The organism is Prochlorococcus marinus XMU1402 (assembly GCF_017696205.1).
Taxonomy (GTDB): domain Bacteria; phylum Cyanobacteriota; class Cyanobacteriia; order PCC-6307; family Cyanobiaceae; genus Prochlorococcus_A; species Prochlorococcus_A marinus_AC.
The window spans coordinates 712,006-734,462 of sequence record NZ_JAAORD010000001.1; the positions used below are offsets into that span (position 1 = coordinate 712,006).

General features: G+C 31.0%; 20 protein-coding genes. 16 read left to right on the forward strand and 4 right to left on the reverse strand.

The window, feature by feature from the left end; translation table 11 throughout:
- Positions 1–2: 2 nt before the first annotated feature.
- Positions 3–1,220, reverse strand: coding sequence for a M16 family metallopeptidase (locus HA141_RS04080; protein WP_209117141.1), 1,218 nt, complete (start codon positions 1,218–1,220; stop codon positions 3–5).
- On the reverse strand, positions 1,217–2,479 hold the full coding sequence (locus HA141_RS04085; RefSeq protein ID WP_209117143.1) for a M16 family metallopeptidase: 1,263 nt from the start codon (positions 2,477–2,479) through the stop codon (positions 1,217–1,219). Before HA141_RS04085 ends, HA141_RS04080 begins: the two co-directional genes overlap by 4 nt.
- Positions 2,480–2,520: 41 nt before the next feature.
- On the opposite strand from HA141_RS04085, the gene HA141_RS04090 reads away from it, so the two are divergent.
- The 11 genes from HA141_RS04090 to HA141_RS04140 all read left to right on the forward strand — a co-directional run bounded on the left by HA141_RS04090 (position 2,521) and on the right by HA141_RS04140 (position 13,066).
- Positions 2,521–3,246 (forward strand): phycocyanobilin:ferredoxin oxidoreductase, encoded by a 726-nt coding sequence (locus tag HA141_RS04090; protein WP_209117146.1) that lies wholly within the window; start codon positions 2,521–2,523, stop codon positions 3,244–3,246.
- Complete coding sequence (locus HA141_RS04095; protein ID WP_209117148.1) at positions 3,246–4,166, forward strand: HlyD family efflux transporter periplasmic adaptor subunit; 921 nt, start codon at positions 3,246–3,248, stop codon at positions 4,164–4,166. Before HA141_RS04090 ends, HA141_RS04095 begins: the two co-directional genes overlap by 1 nt.
- Positions 4,166–5,338 carry an ABC transporter permease DevC gene (gene devC, locus HA141_RS04100; RefSeq protein ID WP_209117150.1) on the forward strand — a complete coding sequence of 391 codons (1,173 nt, stop codon included), beginning with the start codon at positions 4,166–4,168 and terminating at the stop codon, positions 5,336–5,338. The genes HA141_RS04095 and devC overlap by 1 nt, the downstream gene beginning before the upstream one ends.
- A gap of 13 nt (positions 5,339–5,351) precedes the next feature.
- Positions 5,352–6,080, forward strand: coding sequence for a DevA family ABC transporter ATP-binding protein (locus HA141_RS04105; RefSeq protein WP_209117152.1), 729 nt, complete (start codon positions 5,352–5,354; stop codon positions 6,078–6,080).
- 18 nt (positions 6,081–6,098) lie between these two features.
- The gene (locus HA141_RS04110; protein ID WP_209117154.1) at positions 6,099–6,248 is read left to right on the forward strand and encodes a hypothetical protein; all 150 of its coding nucleotides are present in this window, start codon (positions 6,099–6,101) and stop codon (positions 6,246–6,248) included.
- A gap of 60 nt (positions 6,249–6,308) precedes the next feature.
- On the forward strand, positions 6,309–7,220 hold the full coding sequence (locus HA141_RS04115; protein WP_209117157.1) for a glycosyltransferase family 2 protein: 912 nt from the start codon (positions 6,309–6,311) through the stop codon (positions 7,218–7,220).
- 129 nt (positions 7,221–7,349) lie between these two features.
- Entirely contained in the window at positions 7,350–8,054 is a 705-nt protein-coding gene (gene rpsB / locus HA141_RS04120) for a 30S ribosomal protein S2 (RefSeq protein ID WP_011818259.1), read from the forward strand.
- 45 nt (positions 8,055–8,099) lie between these two features.
- Positions 8,100–8,756: a translation elongation factor Ts gene (gene tsf, locus HA141_RS04125; RefSeq protein WP_209117159.1), complete on the forward strand. Its 657-nt coding sequence runs from the start codon at positions 8,100–8,102 to the stop codon at positions 8,754–8,756.
- Positions 8,757–8,769: 13 nt separating this feature from the next.
- Positions 8,770–9,846 (forward strand): adenylate cyclase, encoded by a 1,077-nt coding sequence (locus HA141_RS04130; RefSeq protein WP_245157273.1) that lies wholly within the window; start codon positions 8,770–8,772, stop codon positions 9,844–9,846.
- A gap of 22 nt (positions 9,847–9,868) precedes the next feature.
- Positions 9,869–12,325: an ATP-dependent DNA helicase RecG gene (recG, locus tag HA141_RS04135; protein WP_209117163.1), complete on the forward strand. Its 2,457-nt coding sequence runs from the start codon at positions 9,869–9,871 to the stop codon at positions 12,323–12,325.
- 57 nt (positions 12,326–12,382) lie between these two features.
- Positions 12,383–13,066 (forward strand): M15 family metallopeptidase, encoded by a 684-nt coding sequence (locus HA141_RS04140; protein ID WP_209117166.1) that lies wholly within the window; start codon positions 12,383–12,385, stop codon positions 13,064–13,066.
- A gap of 3 nt (positions 13,067–13,069) precedes the next feature.
- Here the strand turns inward: HA141_RS04140 and HA141_RS04145 are convergent, their stop codons facing one another.
- Positions 13,070–14,857: an NADPH-dependent assimilatory sulfite reductase hemoprotein subunit gene (locus HA141_RS04145; protein ID WP_209117168.1), complete on the reverse strand. Its 1,788-nt coding sequence runs from the start codon at positions 14,855–14,857 to the stop codon at positions 13,070–13,072.
- Between the two features lie 87 nt (positions 14,858–14,944).
- On the opposite strand from HA141_RS04145, the gene glyS reads away from it, so the two are divergent.
- Complete coding sequence (gene glyS / locus HA141_RS04150; RefSeq protein ID WP_209117171.1) at positions 14,945–17,107, forward strand: glycine--tRNA ligase subunit beta; 2,163 nt, start codon at positions 14,945–14,947, stop codon at positions 17,105–17,107.
- Here glyS and chlP read toward each other — a convergent pair.
- Positions 17,088–18,428 (reverse strand): geranylgeranyl reductase, encoded by a 1,341-nt coding sequence (chlP, locus tag HA141_RS04155; protein WP_209117173.1) that lies wholly within the window; start codon positions 18,426–18,428, stop codon positions 17,088–17,090. The two genes, glyS and chlP, sit on opposite strands and share 20 nt — an antisense overlap.
- A 112-nt stretch (positions 18,429–18,540) precedes the next feature.
- On the opposite strand from chlP, the gene HA141_RS04160 reads away from it, so the two are divergent.
- The 4 genes from HA141_RS04160 to lptB all read left to right on the forward strand — a co-directional run bounded on the left by HA141_RS04160 (position 18,541) and on the right by lptB (position 22,378).
- Positions 18,541–19,254 (forward strand): M15 family metallopeptidase, encoded by a 714-nt coding sequence (locus tag HA141_RS04160; protein WP_209117175.1) that lies wholly within the window; start codon positions 18,541–18,543, stop codon positions 19,252–19,254.
- A 128-nt stretch (positions 19,255–19,382) separates the two neighbouring features.
- A complete protein-coding gene (gene typA, locus HA141_RS04165) occupies positions 19,383–21,179 on the forward strand; it encodes a translational GTPase TypA (protein ID WP_209117177.1) in 1,797 nt (598 codons plus the stop codon).
- A gap of 11 nt (positions 21,180–21,190) precedes the next feature.
- On the forward strand, positions 21,191–21,559 hold the full coding sequence (locus HA141_RS04170) for a DUF309 domain-containing protein (protein ID WP_209117179.1): 369 nt from the start codon (positions 21,191–21,193) through the stop codon (positions 21,557–21,559).
- 90 nt (positions 21,560–21,649) lie between these two features.
- Entirely contained in the window at positions 21,650–22,378 is a 729-nt protein-coding gene (lptB, locus tag HA141_RS04175; RefSeq protein WP_209117181.1) for an LPS export ABC transporter ATP-binding protein, read from the forward strand.
- Positions 22,379–22,457: the final 79 nt, after the last annotated feature.

Genomic DNA, 22,457 nt, shown 5'->3' on the forward strand with positions numbered 1-22,457 from the left:
TATTAAAAGTATTTCTGCCATCTTTTTTTAATTTCAGAAATATTTTTTTTATTTCCAGAAATACTCAAATAAGGTTTTGAAAAATACTTATTTATCAAATTAAAAATATCTAATGCAGATATTTCATCTATCTTAGAATTAAAATCAATTTTCGAAATAGGTTGTATTCCATAGCTAATCAATTGAATCTCTCGTTGTAAGATTTCATCTAAAGATTGATTGCCTAAAAGGAAAGAACCCTTTAATTTTTCTTTAGCTAAAAGAATTTCAGAATCCATTAGCTTGTTTAAAAGTAAATTTTTCCATAACGACGATAAAAGTTCAAAAGCCAAAATTGCATTTTTATTTGATACTGATAAATAAACTAAAAAAGGAGCATTCCCATTTCTGACAGGATTAAAAACTCCTAGATCGTAAGTGATGCCATTTTTTTCTCTGAAAAGTTTAAATAAAGCAGCGCTCATTCCATAGGATAAATGTGACTCAAAAACCTTAAGTGGCAAGTATTCTATACTTTTACAAGAGCAGGTTTGATTTCCTATAATTATTATTGTTTGGTTTGAATCATTGCTTATGTAATCAAATCTATTTAGAGACTCTGAATGATTACTTATAGCCCCTGACTTTTCTAATTGAATAGTTTGATCTGATTTGTCCAAAGTTTCTCCGTTTATTTCTAAGTTGTTCGAAATTATATACTTTTCTCTTTCATTAAAATTTTTAAACTCACATAAAATATCGTTGTAGGTTATTTTTGCGACATCATTTGCATTACCAATTGTATTAAAAGCATAAGGATGATTTGAATAAACAATTTTTTTCCATTTCTCGAAACATATATTGAATGGATTTTCTCTATCTTTTTTAATCAAATTAATAGTGGAATTTTTCACTTTTTGAAATTCAATTTCAGATAAAGTTGGCTTATTAATTATTAAGTCCAATAAAGGGAGTAATTTGCTGAAATGTTCATTTAGGGATTTGATGCTTATAGAGATACCATCTTCAAATACTTCCTGATTTAACTCTGCACCATAGGATTCAATATATTCTGATAGCTCAAAATTATCAAAACCATCACATCCTCGAGTAAGTAATGAAGAAAGAATCTTGTTAATACCTTTTTTATTAATAACATCCATATCGCTGCCACCTTTAATCCATATTGAAGCAATTGAAAAATTTCTTTTTTTATTATTTAAAAAATATCTTTTAATCATTTACTAGGTTGTGCAATTAGGGTGAATTTATCTCCGCGGATAATGTTGGTAATTTCTTTGAAATTACTTAAATCATTCCAATATTTTAAATAGCTTTCTAACTTGTTGATTGATGATTCTCTCCCCCAAAGAAGTTCATTCCCAAAGAATGAAGAAAGTTGTGTGGATGTTTCTAAATTAAAAAGATAATTGCTTTTTACAATATTTACTGCTTTTCTTATTTCCTCCAAAGTTAAAATATTGTCTAATGTGATTTCATCAATTGTTTTATTAATTTTGTCTTCTACTAAATAAGTATCTTTACTTTCACAACTTGCTTCTAAGATGAATAACCCGCCAAGTTCACCAGGATTTACATCAACATATACAGATTCAACAAGATTATTTTTTTCTTTTAAAATTTTAACTAATCTGCTGTTTCTTCCCACAGAGAGTATTGATGCAAGGATTTCTAGTCCAATAATATTTTTTTGGTCTCTTAGATTTGGGATAAACCATGTCATAAATATTCTTGAAAATTCCAAATTTTTAAATTTAATTTCCTCTCTACCATTCCTAATTTTAAGGGGAGGGTTATTTTCTAAATTGATTGAATTTGTATCCTTAAGGGTTGGATTTTTATTTATTCCAGAAAGATCACTTTTTTCAAAAATATTATAAATATCTCCTGAAAGATTGCCCGCAATTGCCACACAAATATTTTCGCAATTATAGTGTTTGAGATGAAATTTCCTTAGATCATTAATATCTAATCTATTAATACTTTGTTCAGTACCTAGTATCGAGTTGCCATAACTAGAACCTTGCCAAACCCTTTTTAAAAAGTAATTAAATAATTTTTCTTCCGGCTGATCATTTTGTTGTTTTATTTCATCAATTACTACCCCTTTTTCTTTTTTAAATTCATCGGTATTAAAATTTGGAGAAACAACAATATTTGTCAAAAGCGCTAACGATTCTTTAAAGTTAATTGGTGGAATAAGCACATGGTAATGAACATCGTCATAACCTGTTGAGGCATTACTTAATCCTCCTAGTGATTCAATTTTATGATCAAATTCACCTGGCATAAGTTTGTTAGTGCCCTTAAAAATCATATGTTCTAGAAAATGAGCAGTGCCATTTTTATCAACTTCCTCAAAGGAAGAACCTGCTTTGCACCAAATATCAATGCTTATAAGTGGCAAATCTTTATTATCCACAAATACACATCTAGTTTTGCTTGAATGGATATAGTAGTTAACTTCTCCTACATTCATTTAAATTTTCTCTTTAAACTCTATTTTGGTTCTTTTTACTCTTGTTGTCTGAATCTTTAACTAAAACTAAATTAACGGACCCTCTTATTTTGGACTTATTACAAAATATTAGAGAGCATAGGTCAATGCTTGATAACCTTCAGACTTTAAAGGTAGATCCAAATCTTAATAATATAGTATCGAACGAAATTGGTAGGGAGCTGATTATTGAAAACGAATTTCATAAAGCAAAAGGTTTTAGAAAATTACATATAGAAGTAGCGGAATTTTCTAAAAATCTTAAAATTTTACACTGCGTTTTTTTCCCTGATCCTAAATTTGATATCCCAATTTTCGGAATGGATTTAGTAAAAATAAATGATGTTGTGTCTGCTGCAATTGTTGATTTATCTCCTGCATCTAAAAATCAAGGTTTGAAATATGAAGAACTTCTCAATGAAGTTGATAAAAGCTCCTTCACATCATTAAGAGAAATCCCTAACTGGGGGGAGATTTTTTCTAAGAATGTATTTTTTGCATCTCTAAAAAGTAAATCTGAAAAAAATGATTTTTGCAGAGTTGTTGATCAATACCTTTCTATTTTGATCAAATTAAGTAAGAAAGCCACACCTGAATTTAAAGAAGAAATTATTAAAGAGAGAGTAGATTACCAAAAGAATTATTGTGTGCAACAAATGAAAAATGAGAAGACTAGTATGGTTCTTTTAAAATATTTTGATGAAAAATGGGTCAATAACTATATCAAAAAAGTACTCTTCGATTTTTAATGAAATTAAAAATATTCAAAAATTTAATTGTTTATCTATTATTGTTTGTACCTTTATCTATTGGACTTATTGCCTGTTCTAGTTCTAGCAATAGTAAATCTAAATCCAAATTAAAAGAGGAAATTAATGCAGATTTCATTCCAACTGTAACAGCTGTTGCCGCGCTGGGGAGACTTTCGCCTTCTGGAGAGATTAGGCAACTAGCAGCTCCGATAAGTCAATTTGGCTCGTCTCCTCGAATAGTTGAAATTTTAGTAAATGAGGGAGATTTCGTAAATAAAGATGATATTTTGGCAATTTTTGAAAATAGAGAAAAGTTGATTTCTGATCTACAAAGGAATGAAGAACTTATTAATACAATTAACGATGAAATTGCCCTAAAGAAAGATCAAATTCAAAGGTATGAACTGGCTTTGAGCAAAGATGCATATTCATTTGTACAGTTTTCGCAAAGAAAAGATGAATTATTAAAGTTGCAAAAACAAAAAATAAACCTTGTAGGGGATCAAAAAAATATCAAGATAGATCTTTTTAATTCAAAATTAAGGAGCCCAATTGATGGTTTTATACTTGGGATAAATACGAGAGTAGGTGAGAGGCCAATGAATGAAGGGATACTAGATATTGGTTCCAGTCAAAAGATGGAAGCTATAATAGAGGTTTATGAATCTGATATCGATAGAGTCTTCATCTCTCAGAATGTCCAATTGAGCAGTGAGAATGGAGGTTTTCAAAAAAATCTCAAAGGGAAGGTAATTAGGATAAGTCCTCAGGTTAAACAAAGAAAAGTTTTTTCTACTGATCCAACGGGTGATGCTGATTCACGCATTATCGAGGTTCTGGTGAAGCTAGATCAAGACTCTATAGATACTGTACAAAATTATGCAGGAATGAAAGTGATTGCAAAATTTATTCCCTAATGAATTTTTCTTTTTTAAAATTTAGAAAAATCCCATTAGCTTGGTTATTGTTAACTAGGCAACCATTAAGATTGGCAGTTGCTATTGCTGGAATAAGTTTTGCAGGCATTTTAATGTTTATGCAGTTAGGTTTTAGGGATGGTTTATTTGATACGAGCGTAACTATTCATAAACTTTTAGATGCTGATCTGGTTTTGATTAGTCCTAGATCAAAAAGTTCTATAAGTATGAGTGGATTCCCAAAAAGAAGATTGATTCAAACTCTCGCAGTGGAAGATGTTGAAAAAACTGCTCCCGTCAATCTAAATTATTTACTTTGGAGAAATCCCGAAAATCTTAAGACAAGATCTATACTCGCTCTAGGTTTTAATCCAAATGATTCACTTCTTTTAGATGAGGGATTCTCAAAGAAAGCTTATAAATTAAGGAATCCATCAAGAGTTTTGTTTGACAAACTTTCTAGACCTGAATTTGGACCAATTGAAGAATGGTTTTTATCAAATCAAAAAGTTGAAACAGAAGTGGCTGGGAAAAGAGTAATTGTTGAAGGTCTAGTGGCGTTGGGACCATCTTTTGGTGCAGATGGTAATTTGATAACTAGCCGAGAAACCTTCTTAAGGCTTTTTCCTGCAAATCCTCCTGGGAGCATAGAAATTGGTTTAGTTAAGCTTAAAAAAGGATCTGATCCTGAATTGATTTCAAAAATTTTAAACAACTCACTCCCTAATGATGTTCGAGTTCTTACAAAAAATCAATTTATAGAATTTGAAAAGAATTATTGGAAAAATAGTACTGCTATAGGTTTTATATTTAGTTTGGGAGCTTTGATGGGTTTCGTTGTAGGGTGTGTTGTCGTTTATCAAATTCTTTATAGTGACGTTACTGACCACCTTCCGGAGTATGCGACTTTATTGGCCATGGGTTATAGATTGAAATCTCTTTTCTTTGTCGTAGCCAGAGAAGGGTTTTTGTTAGCGTTATTTGGATACTTGCCTGCTTATTTCTCTGGTCAAATACTTTACTCAGTAATAAGAAATTCTACTAAACTGCCAATAATTATGGATGCAGAGAAAACTATCCTAATTTTTATTTTGGTTTTAGTTATGTGCATGGGGTCTGCCGCTGTAGCGATGCGTAAATTAGTTGACGCTGATCCTGCCGAAATTTTTTAGCAATTAAAGATAAATGGTTAAAGCTAATAAATCAAAAAATAATGTTAAAAACCTTAAAACAGTCTCAATAAATAATTTGAGTCACTTTTATGGAAAAAATGAGAATAAAAAACAAGTTCTTAATGACGTTAATTTAAATATTGATAAAGGAGAGTTAGTCCTTTTGAAAGGACCTTCTGGATGTGGTAAAACGACTCTTTTAACATTAATTGGTGCCTTGAGAACCTGTCAAAGTGGAGATTTAACTGTCCTAAATAATCAGTTAAATGGAGCATCAAGGAAAACACGTCAGATTCTTAGAAGAAGTATTGGAATGATTTTTCAAGGTCACAATCTTCTGAGATGTTTAACAGCAGAACAAAATGTCCAGATGGGCGCAGATTTAATAAAAGGTTTAACATATTTGCAAAGGCGTGAAATAGCACGGGATTGGTTGTCAGCAGTAGGATTAGAAGAACATCATAAAAAGTTACCAAATGACTTATCTGGTGGGCAGAAACAAAGAGTAGCAATTGCTAGAGCTTTATCTGCTAACCCAAAACTTTTATTAGCTGATGAGCCCACTTCTGCTTTAGACAGCGTCACAGGAAGAGAAATAGTAACGCTTTTAAGGAAACTAGCAAAAGACCAAAATTGTTCTGTCCTTATGGTGACGCATGATCCAAGAATTTCTGATATGGCTGATAGGATATTAAATATGGAAGATGGTAAAATATATAGTGCTCATAGTGAGCTAATATAATTAAAAGTTAAAAATTTTATGGCTAAGAGAAGGAATCTAAAAAAAGAAAAGCAGGAACGTAATAGAGCCTATGCTAGAAAATTCAAAAAAAGGAAATTAAGAACTGATGGAAGACCTGATGGTGGGAACGTTACAGGCACAGCAAATAATGGCGGTGCAGCTGATTAGGGAATATCTTTTATTTTTTCTTTTAGAGTTCAATATATTATGCATATATAAGACTTAATCATGAATGTAAGTATTGTTATACCGACTTACAATAGGTTGCCTATATTAGAGAAATGTCTATTTGCGCTTGAGAATCAAAATTTAAATACAAATATCAGTAATTATGAAGTAATAGTAGTTGATGATGGATCAACTGATGGAACAACCTCATGGATAAATAAAAACAAAGCTAATCTTCCGCACGTTATTCTTTTTGAGCAAGAACATGGAGGGCCTGCACTTGGAAGAAATCTTGGAGTAATTAAATCAAAATATGAAATTCTTATATTCATTGATAGTGATCTTATTGTTTTAGACAATTTTATAAATTGCCACGTAGAAAAATTACTTGCCTCTTGGAGAAAAAATGATAAAAAATGTTTTACCTATGGATCGGTAGTCAATACATCTAATTTTCTAAATCCCCAGAGTGAAAAACATAAAATAATGGACACTTCTTTTGCATACTTTGCTACTGGTAATGTAGCGATATCAAAAGAATTGATTTTAAGTGTGGGGTTATTTGATACTTCATTTAGTCTTTACGGTTGGGAGGATTTAGAACTTGGAGAAAGATTAAAAAAAATTGGGACAAAATTAATTAAATGCCCTAATGCAGTAGGTTTTCATTGGCATCCGCCATTTAATTGCGAACAAATAGATTCATTAATAACTCAAGAAAAAGAGAGAGCAAAAATGGCTTTAGTGTTTTATAAGAAACACCCAAATTTAAGGGTTAGATTTATGATTCAATTAACTCCTCTACATTATTTACTCTGGCAAATTCTTTGCTTGGGAGGACTAATCAGTGTTGATAGAATCCTTCCTTTATTAAGATTCCTAGTAAATATAAGAAGAAATAGACTTGCACTTGAGATATTAAGGATCCCACTAAATATGATTTACATTAAACAGTTAACCAAAACAAGATAAAAAACTTTTAGAAATACACATCACTTGCTAGAATAATTGAAATAAATTTCACACATCTGACAGTTTCGGGTGAATTATTAATATTAATTCCCCGTCAGATGGAGGCTAACCCGAAACCCTTTTTAAATTATGGCTGTTGTATCACTATCAGAAATGATGGAAGCTGGTGCTCATTTCGGGCATCAAACTAGACGTTGGAATCCCAAGATGTCTAAATATATATATTGCGCGAGAAATGGTGTTCATATTATTGATCTTGTAAAAACAGCATTGTGTATGAACAATGCATATAAGTGGACGAGAAACGCTGCAAAAAGCGGTAAACGTTTCCTATTTGTCGGTACAAAAAAACAAGCATCAGATGTAGTCGCTCAGGAGGCTACACGCTGTGGAGCTGCATATGTAAATCAAAGATGGCTTGGAGGGATGTTGACTAATTGGACAACAATGAAAGCTAGGATTGAGAGATTAAAGGATCTAGAAAGAATGGAAAGTAGTGGTTCAATAGCAATGAGACCTAAAAAAGAAGCTGCAGTATTAAGGAGAGAACTTGAAAGATTACAAAAATACTTAGGTGGACTTAAGGGTATGAGAAGATTACCAGATGTAGTTGTATTGGTTGATCAGAGAAGAGAATCTAATGCAGTATTAGAAGCTAGAAAATTAGATATCTCATTAGTATCAATGTTGGATACAAATTGCGATCCGGATTTGTGTGAAGTTCCAATTCCTTGTAACGATGATGCCGTTAGATCTGTGCAACTTATTTTAGGAAGACTTGCAGATGCCATAAATGAGGGTAGAAAGGGCTCTAATGCCGAAAGAAAAAATTAAATTCCAATTTAAAACTTACTTATTCACTATTTTTTATTACTTCAAATGGGAAACATTACAGCAAAACTTGTAAAAGATCTTAGAGACAAAACTGGCGCAGGAATGATGGACTGCAAAAAAGCACTTAACGAAACTGAAGGAAATCTAGATAAAGCTTTGGAATGGTTAAGAAAGAAAGGCATAGCTAGTGCCGAAAAGAAATCAGGAAGAGTAGCGGCCGAAGGGTCGATTGGTAGTTATATTCATACTGGATCAAGAGTCGGAGTTTTACTAGAGTTGAATTGTGAAACTGATTTCGTTGCTAGAGGTGATATATTCCAATCTCTGTTGAAGGATGTCTCAATGCAAGTAGCAGCATGCCCAAATGTTGAGTATGTATCAATTGATGAAATACCAGAAGATGTTGTTGAGAAAGAAAAGCAGATTGAAATGGGTAGGGATGATTTATCTGGAAAACCAGAACAAATTAAAGAAAAAATAGTTGAAGGGAGAATAACAAAAAGACTTAATGAGCTTGTTTTGCTTTCACAACCCTACATTAAAGATAGTTCTCTAACAGTTGAGGATCTTGTTAAACAGGCAGCTGCAAAAATTGGGGAAAATATCAAAGTAAGACGCTTTACAAGATATACATTAGGTGAAGGTATCGAAAAAAATCAGATGGACTTTGCTGAAGAGGTCGCATCAATGCAAAAAAACTAGTCACTTGAATGATTTGAATAATTTCAACAATTACATAGATATAGATAAAATTAATTCTCAATTAGAGAGAGCAGATATACAAAAAAGAATATTAACTAGAAATATCTATAGGGAATATGACCTTTATCTTAATCTTGTAAGAGATCTACTTTTCATTTCTGTAGAAAAAGGCCTTAATCAAATATATAATTATCCAACAATTAATGATAATTTCTTAAATGAAAATGAATTCTATAGTCTTTTTGAAAAAAAAATAACTAAATTAATATTTACAAATTTGCCCTTTTTAACAGTAGAACAATTAAAGATAAATCAAATTGAAAAAAATATAAATAAGGAAATTAATTTTACTATTTTTGATAGTTCCACAAAAATAAAGGATGATCAAAAAGAAAAATTTCAATATGAAGATGGTTTTCAATTAAAAGAACCCACTCAGTTTGAGATTACTGAAGACTTTTCAAATACTTCTGAATATTATCAAGCTCATAATTATGAGAGATTCGTATCACTTGATTTAGATAATAACCAACATAATAATTATTTATCTCATAACAATTTTTTTGAAAATTCAGGAGTTGAAAAACAATTTATTTCCTCCTTAATTGAATTAATAGGAGAAGAAAAGGTGGAAAAAATAAGACATCAAGAAAAAGAAAATATCAATCAAATGGATAATTTACCAAAAAATCAGATTCTTAATAATTTTGATTTAATAGACAAGTCTTTGGAAAATTTACTATTGAATCTTTCGTATAATGTTAACCAAGAATTATTCAAGGCAAATATCATAAAAAAGATGATATCTAAAGATTCCTTTGATTACTTAGTGGGCAAAAATTTTATGATAAAACATCCATATCCTTTTGTTATTAATTTCGAATTAAACTTAAATCAGTCATCATTAATCGGCAATAATTTTCCAAGCATTATTTTCTTCAATATATCTACTGTTGAGTTAGAGTTTGAAAATCTAAATCTTTCTATTCAAAGGAACAAAATAAATGAGCTAAAAAATCAATTTCAGCGTTTGATTAAAAAAGAGACATATTGGAGGCAAAAAGAAATAGCTTTGAATAAAATACGGTGAAAAAATAACTCTTTTTTCAAATGTGACTATTAGTGGGAATAATAATAAATTAATTAAAGATTGGATAAGACCACTTCAAAAGTCTCTTACTATTGAGACTGAAAATAAATTTATTAATACCTTAGGAAGAGAAAAATATTTTAATGATTATTTGCATGAATCATTAAAAAAACTAGATAATCTAAATCTCTCAGATGAATATTTAAGGATATTTTATGAATTTTCTAAAAAATATAATGAATATAATAAATTAGACGAAAAACAAAGAAAAAGGTTAATTATAGATACAAGAAAAAATCTTTATAAACTAGGTAAAACTCTAGAAATAGAAAGTTCTAATAATATTTCCAATAATGTTTTTCTGAAAAAAGCAGATTCAAGTTTGTCTTTTGATTCAGATATTTCATTAGTAAAAAATGTAGGCAAAGTTTATAAAAATAAGCTTAATGAATTAGGGATATTTCATATAAAAGATCTAGTTAATTATTTCCCACGAACATATCTAGACTATACGAATAGAGTCAAGATAATAAATTTAAAACCAGAAAATTTATACACGTGCATTGCTAAGGTTAAAAGATTTTATATTCATAAAAGTAAAAAAAATAGTAATTTATCAATAATGAATATTGTAGTTTTTGATGAAACGTCTTCAATAAAGGTTACAAAATTTTTTTTAGGAAGAAGATTTAGATCTTACTCCTTCTTCACATCTCAAAAATCTTTGTATACTCTTGGCACCAAATTAGCAATTTCCGGTAAGGTTAAATTGACAGAGTATGGCAAAACTTTTGTAGATCCGCAGATTGAGATTCTTAAGGATAACAATGATAATTTTAATTTTTCAGGCAAAATATTACCCTTGTATTCATTAGGTGAAGCATTATCAAATATGAGTTTTATAAAACTTATGAAAAAGGTACTAATTTATGCAAAGCAATATCCAGAAATTTTAGATAAAAAGCAACTCGATTCATTATCTTTATTATCAAAAGGAGAGTCGTTGATTAATATTCATTTTCCACCAACTCAACAGGCACTTATTGAGTCAAAAAAACGTTTGGTTTTTGATGAGTTATTCCTACTTCAAATAAAGTTCCTACTTAGAAAAAGAAAGACGAATAAGAATGTAATTACCCAACAATTACTTCAAAAAAAATCTTTATTAAAAGAATTTTTAAATAATTTTCCTTTTGAATTAACGAAATCTCAAGAAAATGTTTTAAATGAAATTAAGAAAGATTTATCTAATCCCGTACCAATGTCTAGATTGCTTCAGGGAGATGTGGGAAGCGGTAAAACCATTATTGCAATAGCGTCTCTTTTACTTGTCATTGAAAAAAACCTGCAAGGTGCATTTATGGTCCCAACTGAGGTATTGGCAGAACAGCACTATAAAAATTTATTAAAATATTTGAATCCCCTTTTAGTTTCTGTTGAACTACTTACTGGGAATACTCCTCAAAAAAAGAGAAAAGAAATCTTCTCTAATTTGAAAAATGGATTAGTTGATATCCTTGTAGGTACTCATGCATTATTTGAGGATAAAGTCATCTTTAATGCATTAGGCATGGTCGTAATTGATGAACAACATAGATTTGGAGTAACTCAAAGAAATAGATTACTAAATAAAGGAGAAAATACTAACTTGTTATCAATGACAGCCACACCAATTCCAAGAACTCTTGCGCTTTCTATTTATGGAGATTTAGATGTGAGTCAAATTACAGAACTCCCTCCTGGGCGAGTTCCAGTAACAACAAAAATAATTTCAGAAGATGATTTAACTAACTTATTCAAGATTGTTGAAGATGAGATCAATAAGGGAAAACAAGCTTATGTGATTTTGCCACTTATAGAAGATTCAGAAAAAATGAATTTAAGCTCTGCAAAGAAAATATTCAAACATTTATCAGAAAAGGTCTTTTTTAACAAAAAAGTTGGATTATTACATGGCAAATTAAGTTCACAAGAAAAGAATGAAGTAATTAATTCTTTTTTAAAGAATGAAATTAATATATTGGTTTCAACTACAGTAATTGAAGTTGGCATTGATGTGCCTAACGCCTCCATTATGATTATTTATAATTCGGACAGATTTGGATTGTCCCAACTACATCAATTAAGAGGGAGAGTTGGTAGAGGATCAACAAAATCTTTTTGTTATCTGGTAACCCCCGATAAAAATGGTTTAGGAAATAAACGACTTTGTGTTTTGCAAAAATCTAATGATGGCTTTTATATTGCTGAAAAAGACTTGGAGCTTAGAGGACCTGGCCAGATTTTAGGATATAGACAATCCGGATTGCCTGATTTTGTACTGGACAATTTACCTAACAACAAATTTCTTATTGATAAGGCTCGTGAAGAGGCTATTAAGATTGTTAGTGATGATCCTGATTTAAAAGAAAATATTGTTTTAAGGAATATACTTATTGAAAATTCTGATAATAAATTCATTCATGATTTCTTAAATTGAAAAATATCATTGTAATTTTTGATATTTATGCGACTATAAATCAATTGCAAATTTCAATTGAAAATTTGGAATAAAATACCAATTAAAGATAATGGAGATAAATTAATAGCAATTCCTAGCTGCCTAAAGTTTTTAGATCCCCACCCTTACTCTCATTTAGGAGCACCTTACAAAGATAAAAATTCTATTTGGAAATTAAGAGAGGAGGTCGTTAATAGATTAGTAAAAGTAAATGATTATTTTATATCAAAGAGTAGTTTTAACCTTTTAATTTATGACAGTTGGCGACCTTTAGAAGTCCAGGAATTTATGTTTAAAAGAGCATTTTTATTAGAGTGTGAAAAATCCGATATTGATATTTCTTTTGAAAATATAAAATCTTATCCATCCATTTTAAAAAAAGTTGAAAAATTTTGGGCATATCCTTCTTATGACACTAGGTGTCCTCCCCCTCATTCAACTGGGGGTGCATTGGATGTTTGTTTATCAGATAAAGAAGGAAATCTTGTTGAATTGGGAGGCATGGTTGATCAAATGGATGAGACCTCAAATCCTTATTTTTATGCAAACATAAAGAATGAAGAAGCAATTATTTGGAATAGTAGAAGAAATTTATTAAGGGAAATTATGACTAAATTCGGATTTGCTCAACATCCTAATGAATGGTGGCATTTTAGTTATGGTGATCAATTATGGGCTTGGAAAAATAAAAAAGCAAATGCCCTTTATGGAAAAATTTAAATTCTATTGATTTTCATTTAGTAAATTCAATATATAATTTTTATCTTGAGTATTTATAAAATCTCCGAAATCCAAATCCAAATTACTCTTCCAATTATCAAATAATGGTTGAAGAGTTTTTTCTAAATCGTTAAGTTCCATTCTTTGTAAAAATGGTTTAGCAAGCCTTTGCAGATTTTTACTTCCCCCCAACCATAATTGGTATTTGTTTTGCCCACTTCCAACAAGTGCTAATTCGGCCATATAAGGCCTTGTACATCCATTCGGACATCCTGTCATTCTGAATAATATTGTCTTTGGTATTTTTAGATCTAATAGTAAATTTTCAATCCTTTTTAATACATCAGGTAATATTCTTTCGGCTTCAGTCATAGCAAGACCACAAAGTGGTAAAGCAGGACAAGCTAAAGCATGCCTTTGTATTTCATTAATGTTTTCTAAATTTTCGTATCCAATTTTTGATAGAGATTTTTGAATTTCACCTTTGTTTTTATTGGCGATATTACAAAGTAAAATATCTTGATTAGGTGTGAGTCTTAAATCTAAATTATATTTTTTAACAATACTTGTGATGGTATTCTTCTTCTCTCCAGATAATCTCCCTGATAATAATGGTAAGCCTACGAATTGGGAGGTTTTATTTTGTTTATGCCAACCAAGGTAATCAATAAGAACCTTATCAGGTTCTTTTCTAATTTTTTTTATTTCTTTTTTGAAATACTTATCAGAAAGTATCTTTTTGAACCATTTAATACCTTTTCTATGAAGAAGATATTTCATTCTTGAATTTTTTCTTGATTTTCTATCACCATAATCTCTTTGAATAGCCACAATGCTTTGTATTAATTCATAAACATCAGGTTCTTCAACATATCCAAGTGGATCTGCAATTCTTGCAAAGGTCTCTTCATTATTATGTGTGCGACCCATACCACCTCCAACATAGAAGTTGCAGCCTTCTAAGTTTCCATCTTTAGAGGTAAAGGCAACTATTCCTATGTCATTGGTAAGAAGATCAACAGAATTGTCCCCAGGAACTGTAACAGCACATTTGAATTTTCTTGGTAAATAAGTTGAACCATATAGAGGCTCATCTTTTATCCCACTAAAAACATTATCTTTGAATTGGAGTTTCCTAATTGCTTCAATATCCTTGTCAGGCTTTATGGTGTACTCTAAATCTCCATCAGCCCAAAGCTCTAAAAAAGTGCCTTGGCCAGCCATTGGGGTGAGAAGATCTGCAACTTTTTTTGCCAATGCTCTTGCAATATTATAGTCTGGCGAATCAAATGGGGCCGCGGGGGCCATAACGTTTCTATTTATGTCTCCACATGCAGCTAATGTTGAGCCCATTGAATTAACTATTGTTTTAATTACTTCCTTTAGGTTCTCTTTTCTAATTCCATGCATTTGAAAGGCTTGTCTTGTAGTGGCCCTAAGTGTCCCATTACCTAATTTGTCAGATAATTCATCTAATGCTAAAAATAATTTCCCAGGGACTTCACCGCCTGGATTTCTTAACCTAAGCATCATTTGCCAATCTTTACTTTTGCCAGGCTTTCTATTTTCCCTATTATCTTGTTGATAACTACCATGAAACTTCAACAACTGCACTGCATCATTAGTGAAATGATCGCTCTCATTGATTAATTCCGTTGCAAGTGGTTCCTTAAGGAATTGGCTACTTTTTTTAAAATTTTCAAATTTAGAAACTTCTAATCCATTTGCCAAACAAACTGTTTCTTCTTTGGCAGAATTTTTTTTCTTTTTTACTTTCTCAACCTTGATCAAAGGACCAAAACATATCTCTTTTTATACATTAGCGAAAAGCTTATTTAACTGGTAGTAAATTATAGTAATAGAAGTCATAATTTTTTCTTGTCTAAATATTTACTTGAGATAGGAACCGAAGAGTTACCAGCAAAATTTTCTCACTCTGTTCTAGATCAATTTAGATCTCTTATAGAATTTGAATTGGATAAAAAATTAATCAAATACAACAATATAGTTGTTACCTCTACACCGAGAAGGATAGTTCTTCTTATCGAAGGCTTAGTCGATTACGCAGAAGATAAGATAGTAGTGAGAAAAGGACCTAATGCAAGTTCGGCTTTTTTAAATGGATCTCCTACTAATGCTGCTTTAGGATTTGCAAAGAGTTTAGGTATTGATGTAGACAATCTTGAAATAAAAAATACAGAGAAGGGCAATTTTGTTTTTGGAACAAAAATTGAGCAAGGAAAATCAACAAGAATTTCTTTGTCTTCAATTATTCCTAAAATAGTTAAGAGTCTTCAAGGACCTCGATTTATGAAGTGGGGTGCAGGGAATATAAAATTTTCAAGACCTATTCGGTGGATTACTTCTATTTACAATGATGATATCCTTGATTTCGCCTTTGATGAATGTGATCCAAAAGTCGAAATAAGTAACAAATCAAAAAGCCATAGACTAATAAATGAAGTTTTTGAAGTTCAGAATCCTGATGATTTTTTTGAATTATTGAGACAAAATAGGGTATTAGTTAAGCGAAAAGAAAGAAAAGAAAAAATTAGAAGTTTAATAAATGAGGCGTCTAAATCACTAACTCTTGATGCTGACCTCTCTGAAGAATTACTTAATGAACTAACTGATTTAGTTGAATGGCCAGACTTGATTATTGGTAAATTTAGTGAAGAATTTCTAGATCTTCCTGTTGAAGTTCTTTCAACAGTTATGAAAAGTCATCAGAGATATGTACCTCTCTTATTAAAAAATAATACTTTTTCAAAACTTGATTTAAGTTCTGAAAAAAATATTAGTACTAATTTTTTTGTTATTTCAAATGGTCTTGAAGAGTCAAATAGCAATATTGCCAAAGGTAATGAGAAAGTCCTAAAGGCGAGGTTTTCAGATGCAAAGTTTTTTGTAGAAAGTGATAAAAAAGTTGCCTCAATACAAAGAAATGAAAAACTTAAATCTGTTTCTTATTTGAAAGGATTTGGAAATATTTTTCAAAGAGTTGAGAGAATAGAGGAAGTTACTAAAAAAATTCTCATATTTTTAAACGATAAGTCATTAGATGATAAAAAATTAATAGAAGCTGCTAGATATTGTAAAAACGACTTGTGTAGCGAAATTGTTTTTGAATTCCCTGAGTTGCAAGGAATAATGGGCGGTAAATATCTTAAAAATGAAGGATTTTGTAAGGATGTTTGTTTGGCGGTAGCTGAACATTATTTACCTTCCTTTTATAAGGATGCTTTACCCTCTACAAAATATGGCGCAATAGTTTCTATCGCAGATAAGATTGAAACTTTAATTAGTATTTTTATTTCTGGTAAGCGTCCAAGTGGATCATCTGATCCATATGCTTTAAGAAGAAATTTGAATGGAGTGATTAAAATAATTTGGAATTATGAATTTGATTTTCCTTTAGATAATCTATTTAAAGAACTAATTGATTCTTGGAAAATCTCCTTCCCTAATTTAAACTTTTCAAAAGAGAAAGTTTTAAATGATTTAAATGAATTTTTAGTTCAAAGAATTGAAAGTCATCTTGAAGAAATATCACTAGGTAAAGAATTAATAAAGGCAGTTTGCTCTTCTGATGAACTTTCTCAAGAAAGAATATTGAATATTGTTGATCTTAAAAATAGGATTAAATCAATTGTCAATTTTAAAGAAAAGGAATCTTTTATTGAAATTCAGAAGGTAATTACTAGGGTTAGTAAATTAGCTAATAGCAGTACTCTTTCAACAGACGTTCTCTCAACAAGAAATTACGTTAATACAAAACTTTTCGAAAAAGATTGTGAAATGAAAGTTTTTGAATTTATTAGAGAATTAGAAAAGAATTTTTCAAAAGGTTATTCAAATTATTTGGAACTTCTAAATTTATTCGAGATTCATATTAATACTATTGAGGATTTATTTGATAATGAAAAAGGTGTTTTAATAATGACAGAGGATGTGAAAATAAGAAATAATAGACTAAATTTGTTGAGCTTAATAAGAAATTATTCTTTAAAGATCGTTGACTTTACACTTTTGAACTCTTAACTTTAATGCCTCCCTTTATTGAATAATTTTCAAGCATTTTTTCTACCTCTTTATTATCCCTAACAGCACTATCAACTGGTTTATATTTTAGAGGTGCTAAAGCTTTCCCCCTTAAAATCGAACCAAGTGTAAGCATTGTGATTTTAAGTTGCTGTAATGGTTTCATTGAGACAACTCTTTTGTATAAGTAACTATCAAAAGTAAGTCTTTGTACATCCATGTCATCACACATCTCAACAAAGGCTTCTCTTGCGGAGTCGTTTCTATAGAAAATATTTTGAAGAATTTCTAGAACTTTATAAGTTGTGCCATATTTTTTATCCCATTTTTTAAGATAGTTTTTTAAATCTTTTTCTGATGGAATTACTTGACCGTTTTTTGATGCCTCAACAATTTCCTCAGCACACATTCTCCCACTCTTTGCAGCAAAATAAATACCCTCTCCGGAACTTTTTGTAACATAACCTGCTGCATCACCAACTAATGCCATTCTCCCAACTACCCTTCTTGGTCTTGGATGCTCTGGAATAGGATGTGCCTCTACCTTAATAACCTCGCCATTAACAAGTCTTTTCTTTGCTCTATTTCTTACTCCCTCTTGAAGTCCTTTAATTAATGATTGATTCTTTTGCATTGTTCCAGTGCCAACAGCAACATGATCATATTTTGGGAACACCCATCCATAAAAATCAGGAGAAACATCTGTTCCGACGTACATTTCGGCAAGATCTTCGTAGTAAGTCATCTCCTCTTTAGGTAATTTAATTCTTTCTTGGAATGCAATAGCAACTTTGTAATCTCCTGCATCCATTGCTTTTGCAACTCTACTATTAGCCCCATCCGCTCCGATTAAAAGGTCAACAGTAAGCTCTTTGAGATCTCCTTTTTTGTCTCCATTAGTAAAATCTGAATATGATAATTTGTATGGTCCTTGATTATTGTCGCCTGTATCAATAGAAGTAACTAATCCATTTATTAGTGTGGCCCCAAGATCTGATGCTCTATTACGCATAAAAGCGTCCATAACTTCTCTTCTACACATCCCAATAAACTCATTATCGCTTTTACCGTAAACTCTATCTAAGCTAATATCTACCTCTCTATTTGATGGAGATATCATTCTCATATGTCTTACTTTTCTGTCAATAATTGATTCAGGTAAATCAAATTCTTCTACCATGCAAAGTGGAATAGCTCCTCCACATGGTTTTGCATTATCTAATTTCCTCTCGAATAGCCACGTCTTTATTCCAGCTTTAGCAAGTATTTCTGCAGCACACGAACCACTTGGGCCTCCTCCAATAACAGCTACCCTCAACATATGAAAAAAAATAATAGTGTATATAAAAGCTACATCTTTTTTGCTTATAAAAGTGCATTTCTTAAAATAATAGTTAATATCGAAATATCTTTTCCAAATACACATTTCAATATTGGAACAAAACAACGATATCGATCAATTTGATATACCGCTTGCCAAAAGAACATACTTAAAAAAACCTACTTCAGTATTTTTAAAAAAATTATTAATATTTTTTCCATTTCTATTACTTATTTTTTCTATAGCTGCATTGCGATGGTTTAGGAATTTAGAAGCAGGAACTCTTCGTAATCTCATTTTTCAGGTTGAGAGAAATCAGGACCATAGAGTTTTGGGACACCTACCCTATGAAGAAATCCCAAGGGAGAAACTAGTTTTAATTGAGCCCAATATTGAAGTTCATCTTGATATGCGTGATTCTCTATTACAAATGAGAGAAGAAGCAAAAAAGGAAGGGATATATTTGGTCTTCTTAAGTGGTTATAGATCAATAAATTTGCAAAAAGATATCTTTTACTCTTTAAAATCAATTAGAAATCAAGAAGCTGTAGAGAGAGCTAGAGTTTCAGCACCTCCGGGATATTCTGAACATAGTACTGGTTTTGCAATTGACATTGGTGATGCTACTAAAAGAGAAACAGACTTTGAAACTGAATTCGAAAATACTAAAGCCTTTAGATGGTTAAAAAAGAATGCAGCTAAGTTTCACTTTAAGTTATCCTTTAACAAGGATAATAAATTCATAGATTATGAACCTTGGCATTGGAGATATGAGGGATCAATTGAAGCTTTAAAAATTTTTGAAAGTTCAAATAGAAATTTGTAAATCTAATTGATAATTAAATTATTCGATATGATTATGTTTTTCAAAGTCTTGGATAGAAAATTCTCATAAAAAGCATTCTTTGAGTTAGCCTTAATAAAGTCCATCTACAACTTATATAAATTTTATAAATGTCATCTTCGATAAAAGAAATTAGGAATGTTGCAATTATTGCCCATGTAGATCATGGGAAGACAACTCTTGTAGATGCATTGTTATCTCAATCAGGAATATTTAGAGACAATGAAGTTATTCCTACATGTGTAATGGATTCGAATGATCTTGAAAGAGAAAGAGGCATAACAATACTCTCAAAAAATACAGCAGTTAACTACAAAGAAACCAGGATTAATATTATAGACACACCTGGACATGCTGATTTTGGGGGAGAAGTCGAAAGGGTTTTGGGGATGGTTGATGGTTGCCTTCTTATTGTTGATGCGAACGAGGGACCTATGCCTCAAACAAGATTTGTTTTAAAAAAAGCATTAGAAAAAGGACTTAGGCCTATAGTCTTTGTAAATAAAATTGATAGACCAAGAGTAGTTCCAGAATTAGCAATTGATAAGGTCCTTGATTTATTTTTAGAATTGGGAGCAGATGATGATCAATGTGATTTCCCTTATCTTTTTGGTAGCGGCCTATCTGGCTTCGCAAAAGAAGAGATGGAGTCAAATAGTGATAATATGATGCCTCTTTTTGAAGCTATTATCAGACATGTTCCACCTCCAGTAGGTGACTTAAATAAGCCTCTTCAGCTACAAATAACTACTTTGGATTATTCTGACTTCTTAGGTAGGATTGTTATTGGAAAAATTCATAATGGCACTATAAAAAATGGTCAACAAGCCAGTTTAATTAAGGAAAATGGAAAAACTATAAAGGGGAAGGTAAGTAAATTATTAGGATTTGAAGGATTACAAAGAATTGATATTAATGAAGCATTTGCTGGTGATATCGTTGCGGTTTCTGGTTTTGATGATGTCAATATTGGTGAGACCATAGCATGCCCTGATTCACCTCATCCTTTGCCATTAATCAAGGTTGATGAGCCTACTTTAAATATGACTTTTGTTGTAAATGATTCTCCATTTGCTGGTAAAGAAGGAAAATTTGTTACTAGCAGACAGTTGAAAAATAGATTGGAGAGAGAACTCTTAACTAATGTTGCTCTTAGGGTTGAAGAAACTGATTCTCCTGACAGATTTTCAGTATCAGGGAGGGGAGAATTACACTTAGGAATTTTGATTGAAACCATGCGAAGAGAAGGGTTTGAGTTTCAAATATCACAACCTCAAGTAATATTTAGAGAAATTGATAATGTTGAATGCGAGCCTATAGAAACCTTAGTTTTAGATGTGCCTGAAGTTTCTGTTGGTTCATGTATTGAGAAACTTGGATCGAGAAAAGCTGAGATGAAAAATATGCAGACAAGTTCAGATGGGAGGACTCAACTAGAATTTCTCGTTCCATCAAGAGGATTAATTGGATTCCGTGGAGAATTCGTGCGCATTACGAGAGGCGAGGGCATTATGAGTCATTCATTTTATGAATATAAACCTAAAGCTGGAGACTTTGAAACCAGAAGAAATGGAGTTCTGATTGCGTTTGAAGAAGGTGTAGCAACGTTTTATGCTTTAAAGAATGCTGAAGATAGAGGAGTCTATTTTATTAAACCTGGAGTTAAAGTTTACAAAGGAATGATAATTGGAGAAAATAACAGACCTCAAGATCTAGAGTTAAATATATGTAAAACTAAGCAATTGACTAATATGAGGTCTGCAGGGGCAGAAGAACTAGATACTTTGCAGTCACCTGTTGATATTACCCTTGAAAGAGCACTTGAATATATTGGTCCTGATGAAATGCTAGAGGTAACACCCGATTCCATAAGAATGAGAAAAATAAATAAGAAGAAAAAGAATTAATTATTAATTTCATGAATGAAGAAAGTACAAAAAATTTTCAAGATGCACTTTTTACTGCTTTAAATCTTTTTAACAATCACGAATGGTATGAGGCCCATGATGCTTTTGAAGAAATTTGGAATTCTGTTGATGGTGACGAAAGGCAAGTTATCCAAGGCATTTTACAAGTATCTGTATCACAGTTTCACTTAAGTAAGGGGAATTTAAATGGAGCTACTATCTTGCTGGGCGAGGGTTTAGGTAGAATAAAAACCAGAACCAAGATTAATTTGGGTATAGATCTCGAATCCTTTTGCCGATGTTTGGAAGATTTATTGAGAAAATTACAATACAAAGAGATATTAAGTGAGAATGACAAGCCTTTTTTGAAATCTCTTTAGCTAATATGATTTTATTTTTTACAAATATATATTTGTATTTATCGCATTCTTTTTTTAAGGAAATAAGTTAATTTTTTTGGTCTTAGGAATATGAACTTAAAAATCCAAAATGTATCTCTAACGATTCAAGGTAGGTTAATCGTAAATGATGTTTCAATAACTGTTAATCCAGGAGAAGTTGTAGGATTGATGGGACCTAATGGGGCGGGGAAAACTACTACTTTTAATCTTGCTGTGGGGAATATAAAGCCTGACAAAGGTAAAATTTTGATGAATCACAAAAATATAACTAATCTACCATTGCCGATTAGATCGAGACTTGGTTTGGGCTATCTAACTCAAGAGGCAAGTATCTTTAGAGATCTTACTGTTAAGGAAAATATTGATTTGGCTCTGCAAAATTCATCTTATACTTCTGCTGCAATAAGAAACAGGAGAGAACAATTAATTAATGAATTTAATTTGAATAAATTTGTAGATAATTATGGTTATCAACTTTCAGGTGGTGAGAGAAGGAGGTGTGAGATAGCGAGAGCTCTAACTGTGGGTAGAAAAGGGCCTAGATATTTACTACTAGACGAACCTTTTGCTGGAATAGATCCTTTGGCTGTTAATGATTTAAAGAAACTAATTCTTAAATTAAGTGGTTATGGGGTAGGTATTCTTATTACAGATCATAATGTAAGGGAAACCCTTTTAATAACTAATAAGTCATATGTATTAAGTGAAGGAAAAATTTTAGCTTATGGATCATCAAGGGAATTGGCTGATAATCCAATAGTCAAGAAGTATTATCTAGGAGATAATTTTAAACTTTGAAAGCCTTTTTCTAAATCAATTTAAACTTTATTATTAAAGATTTACTCATATAAAAATGATTTAATTATAATTTATTTAT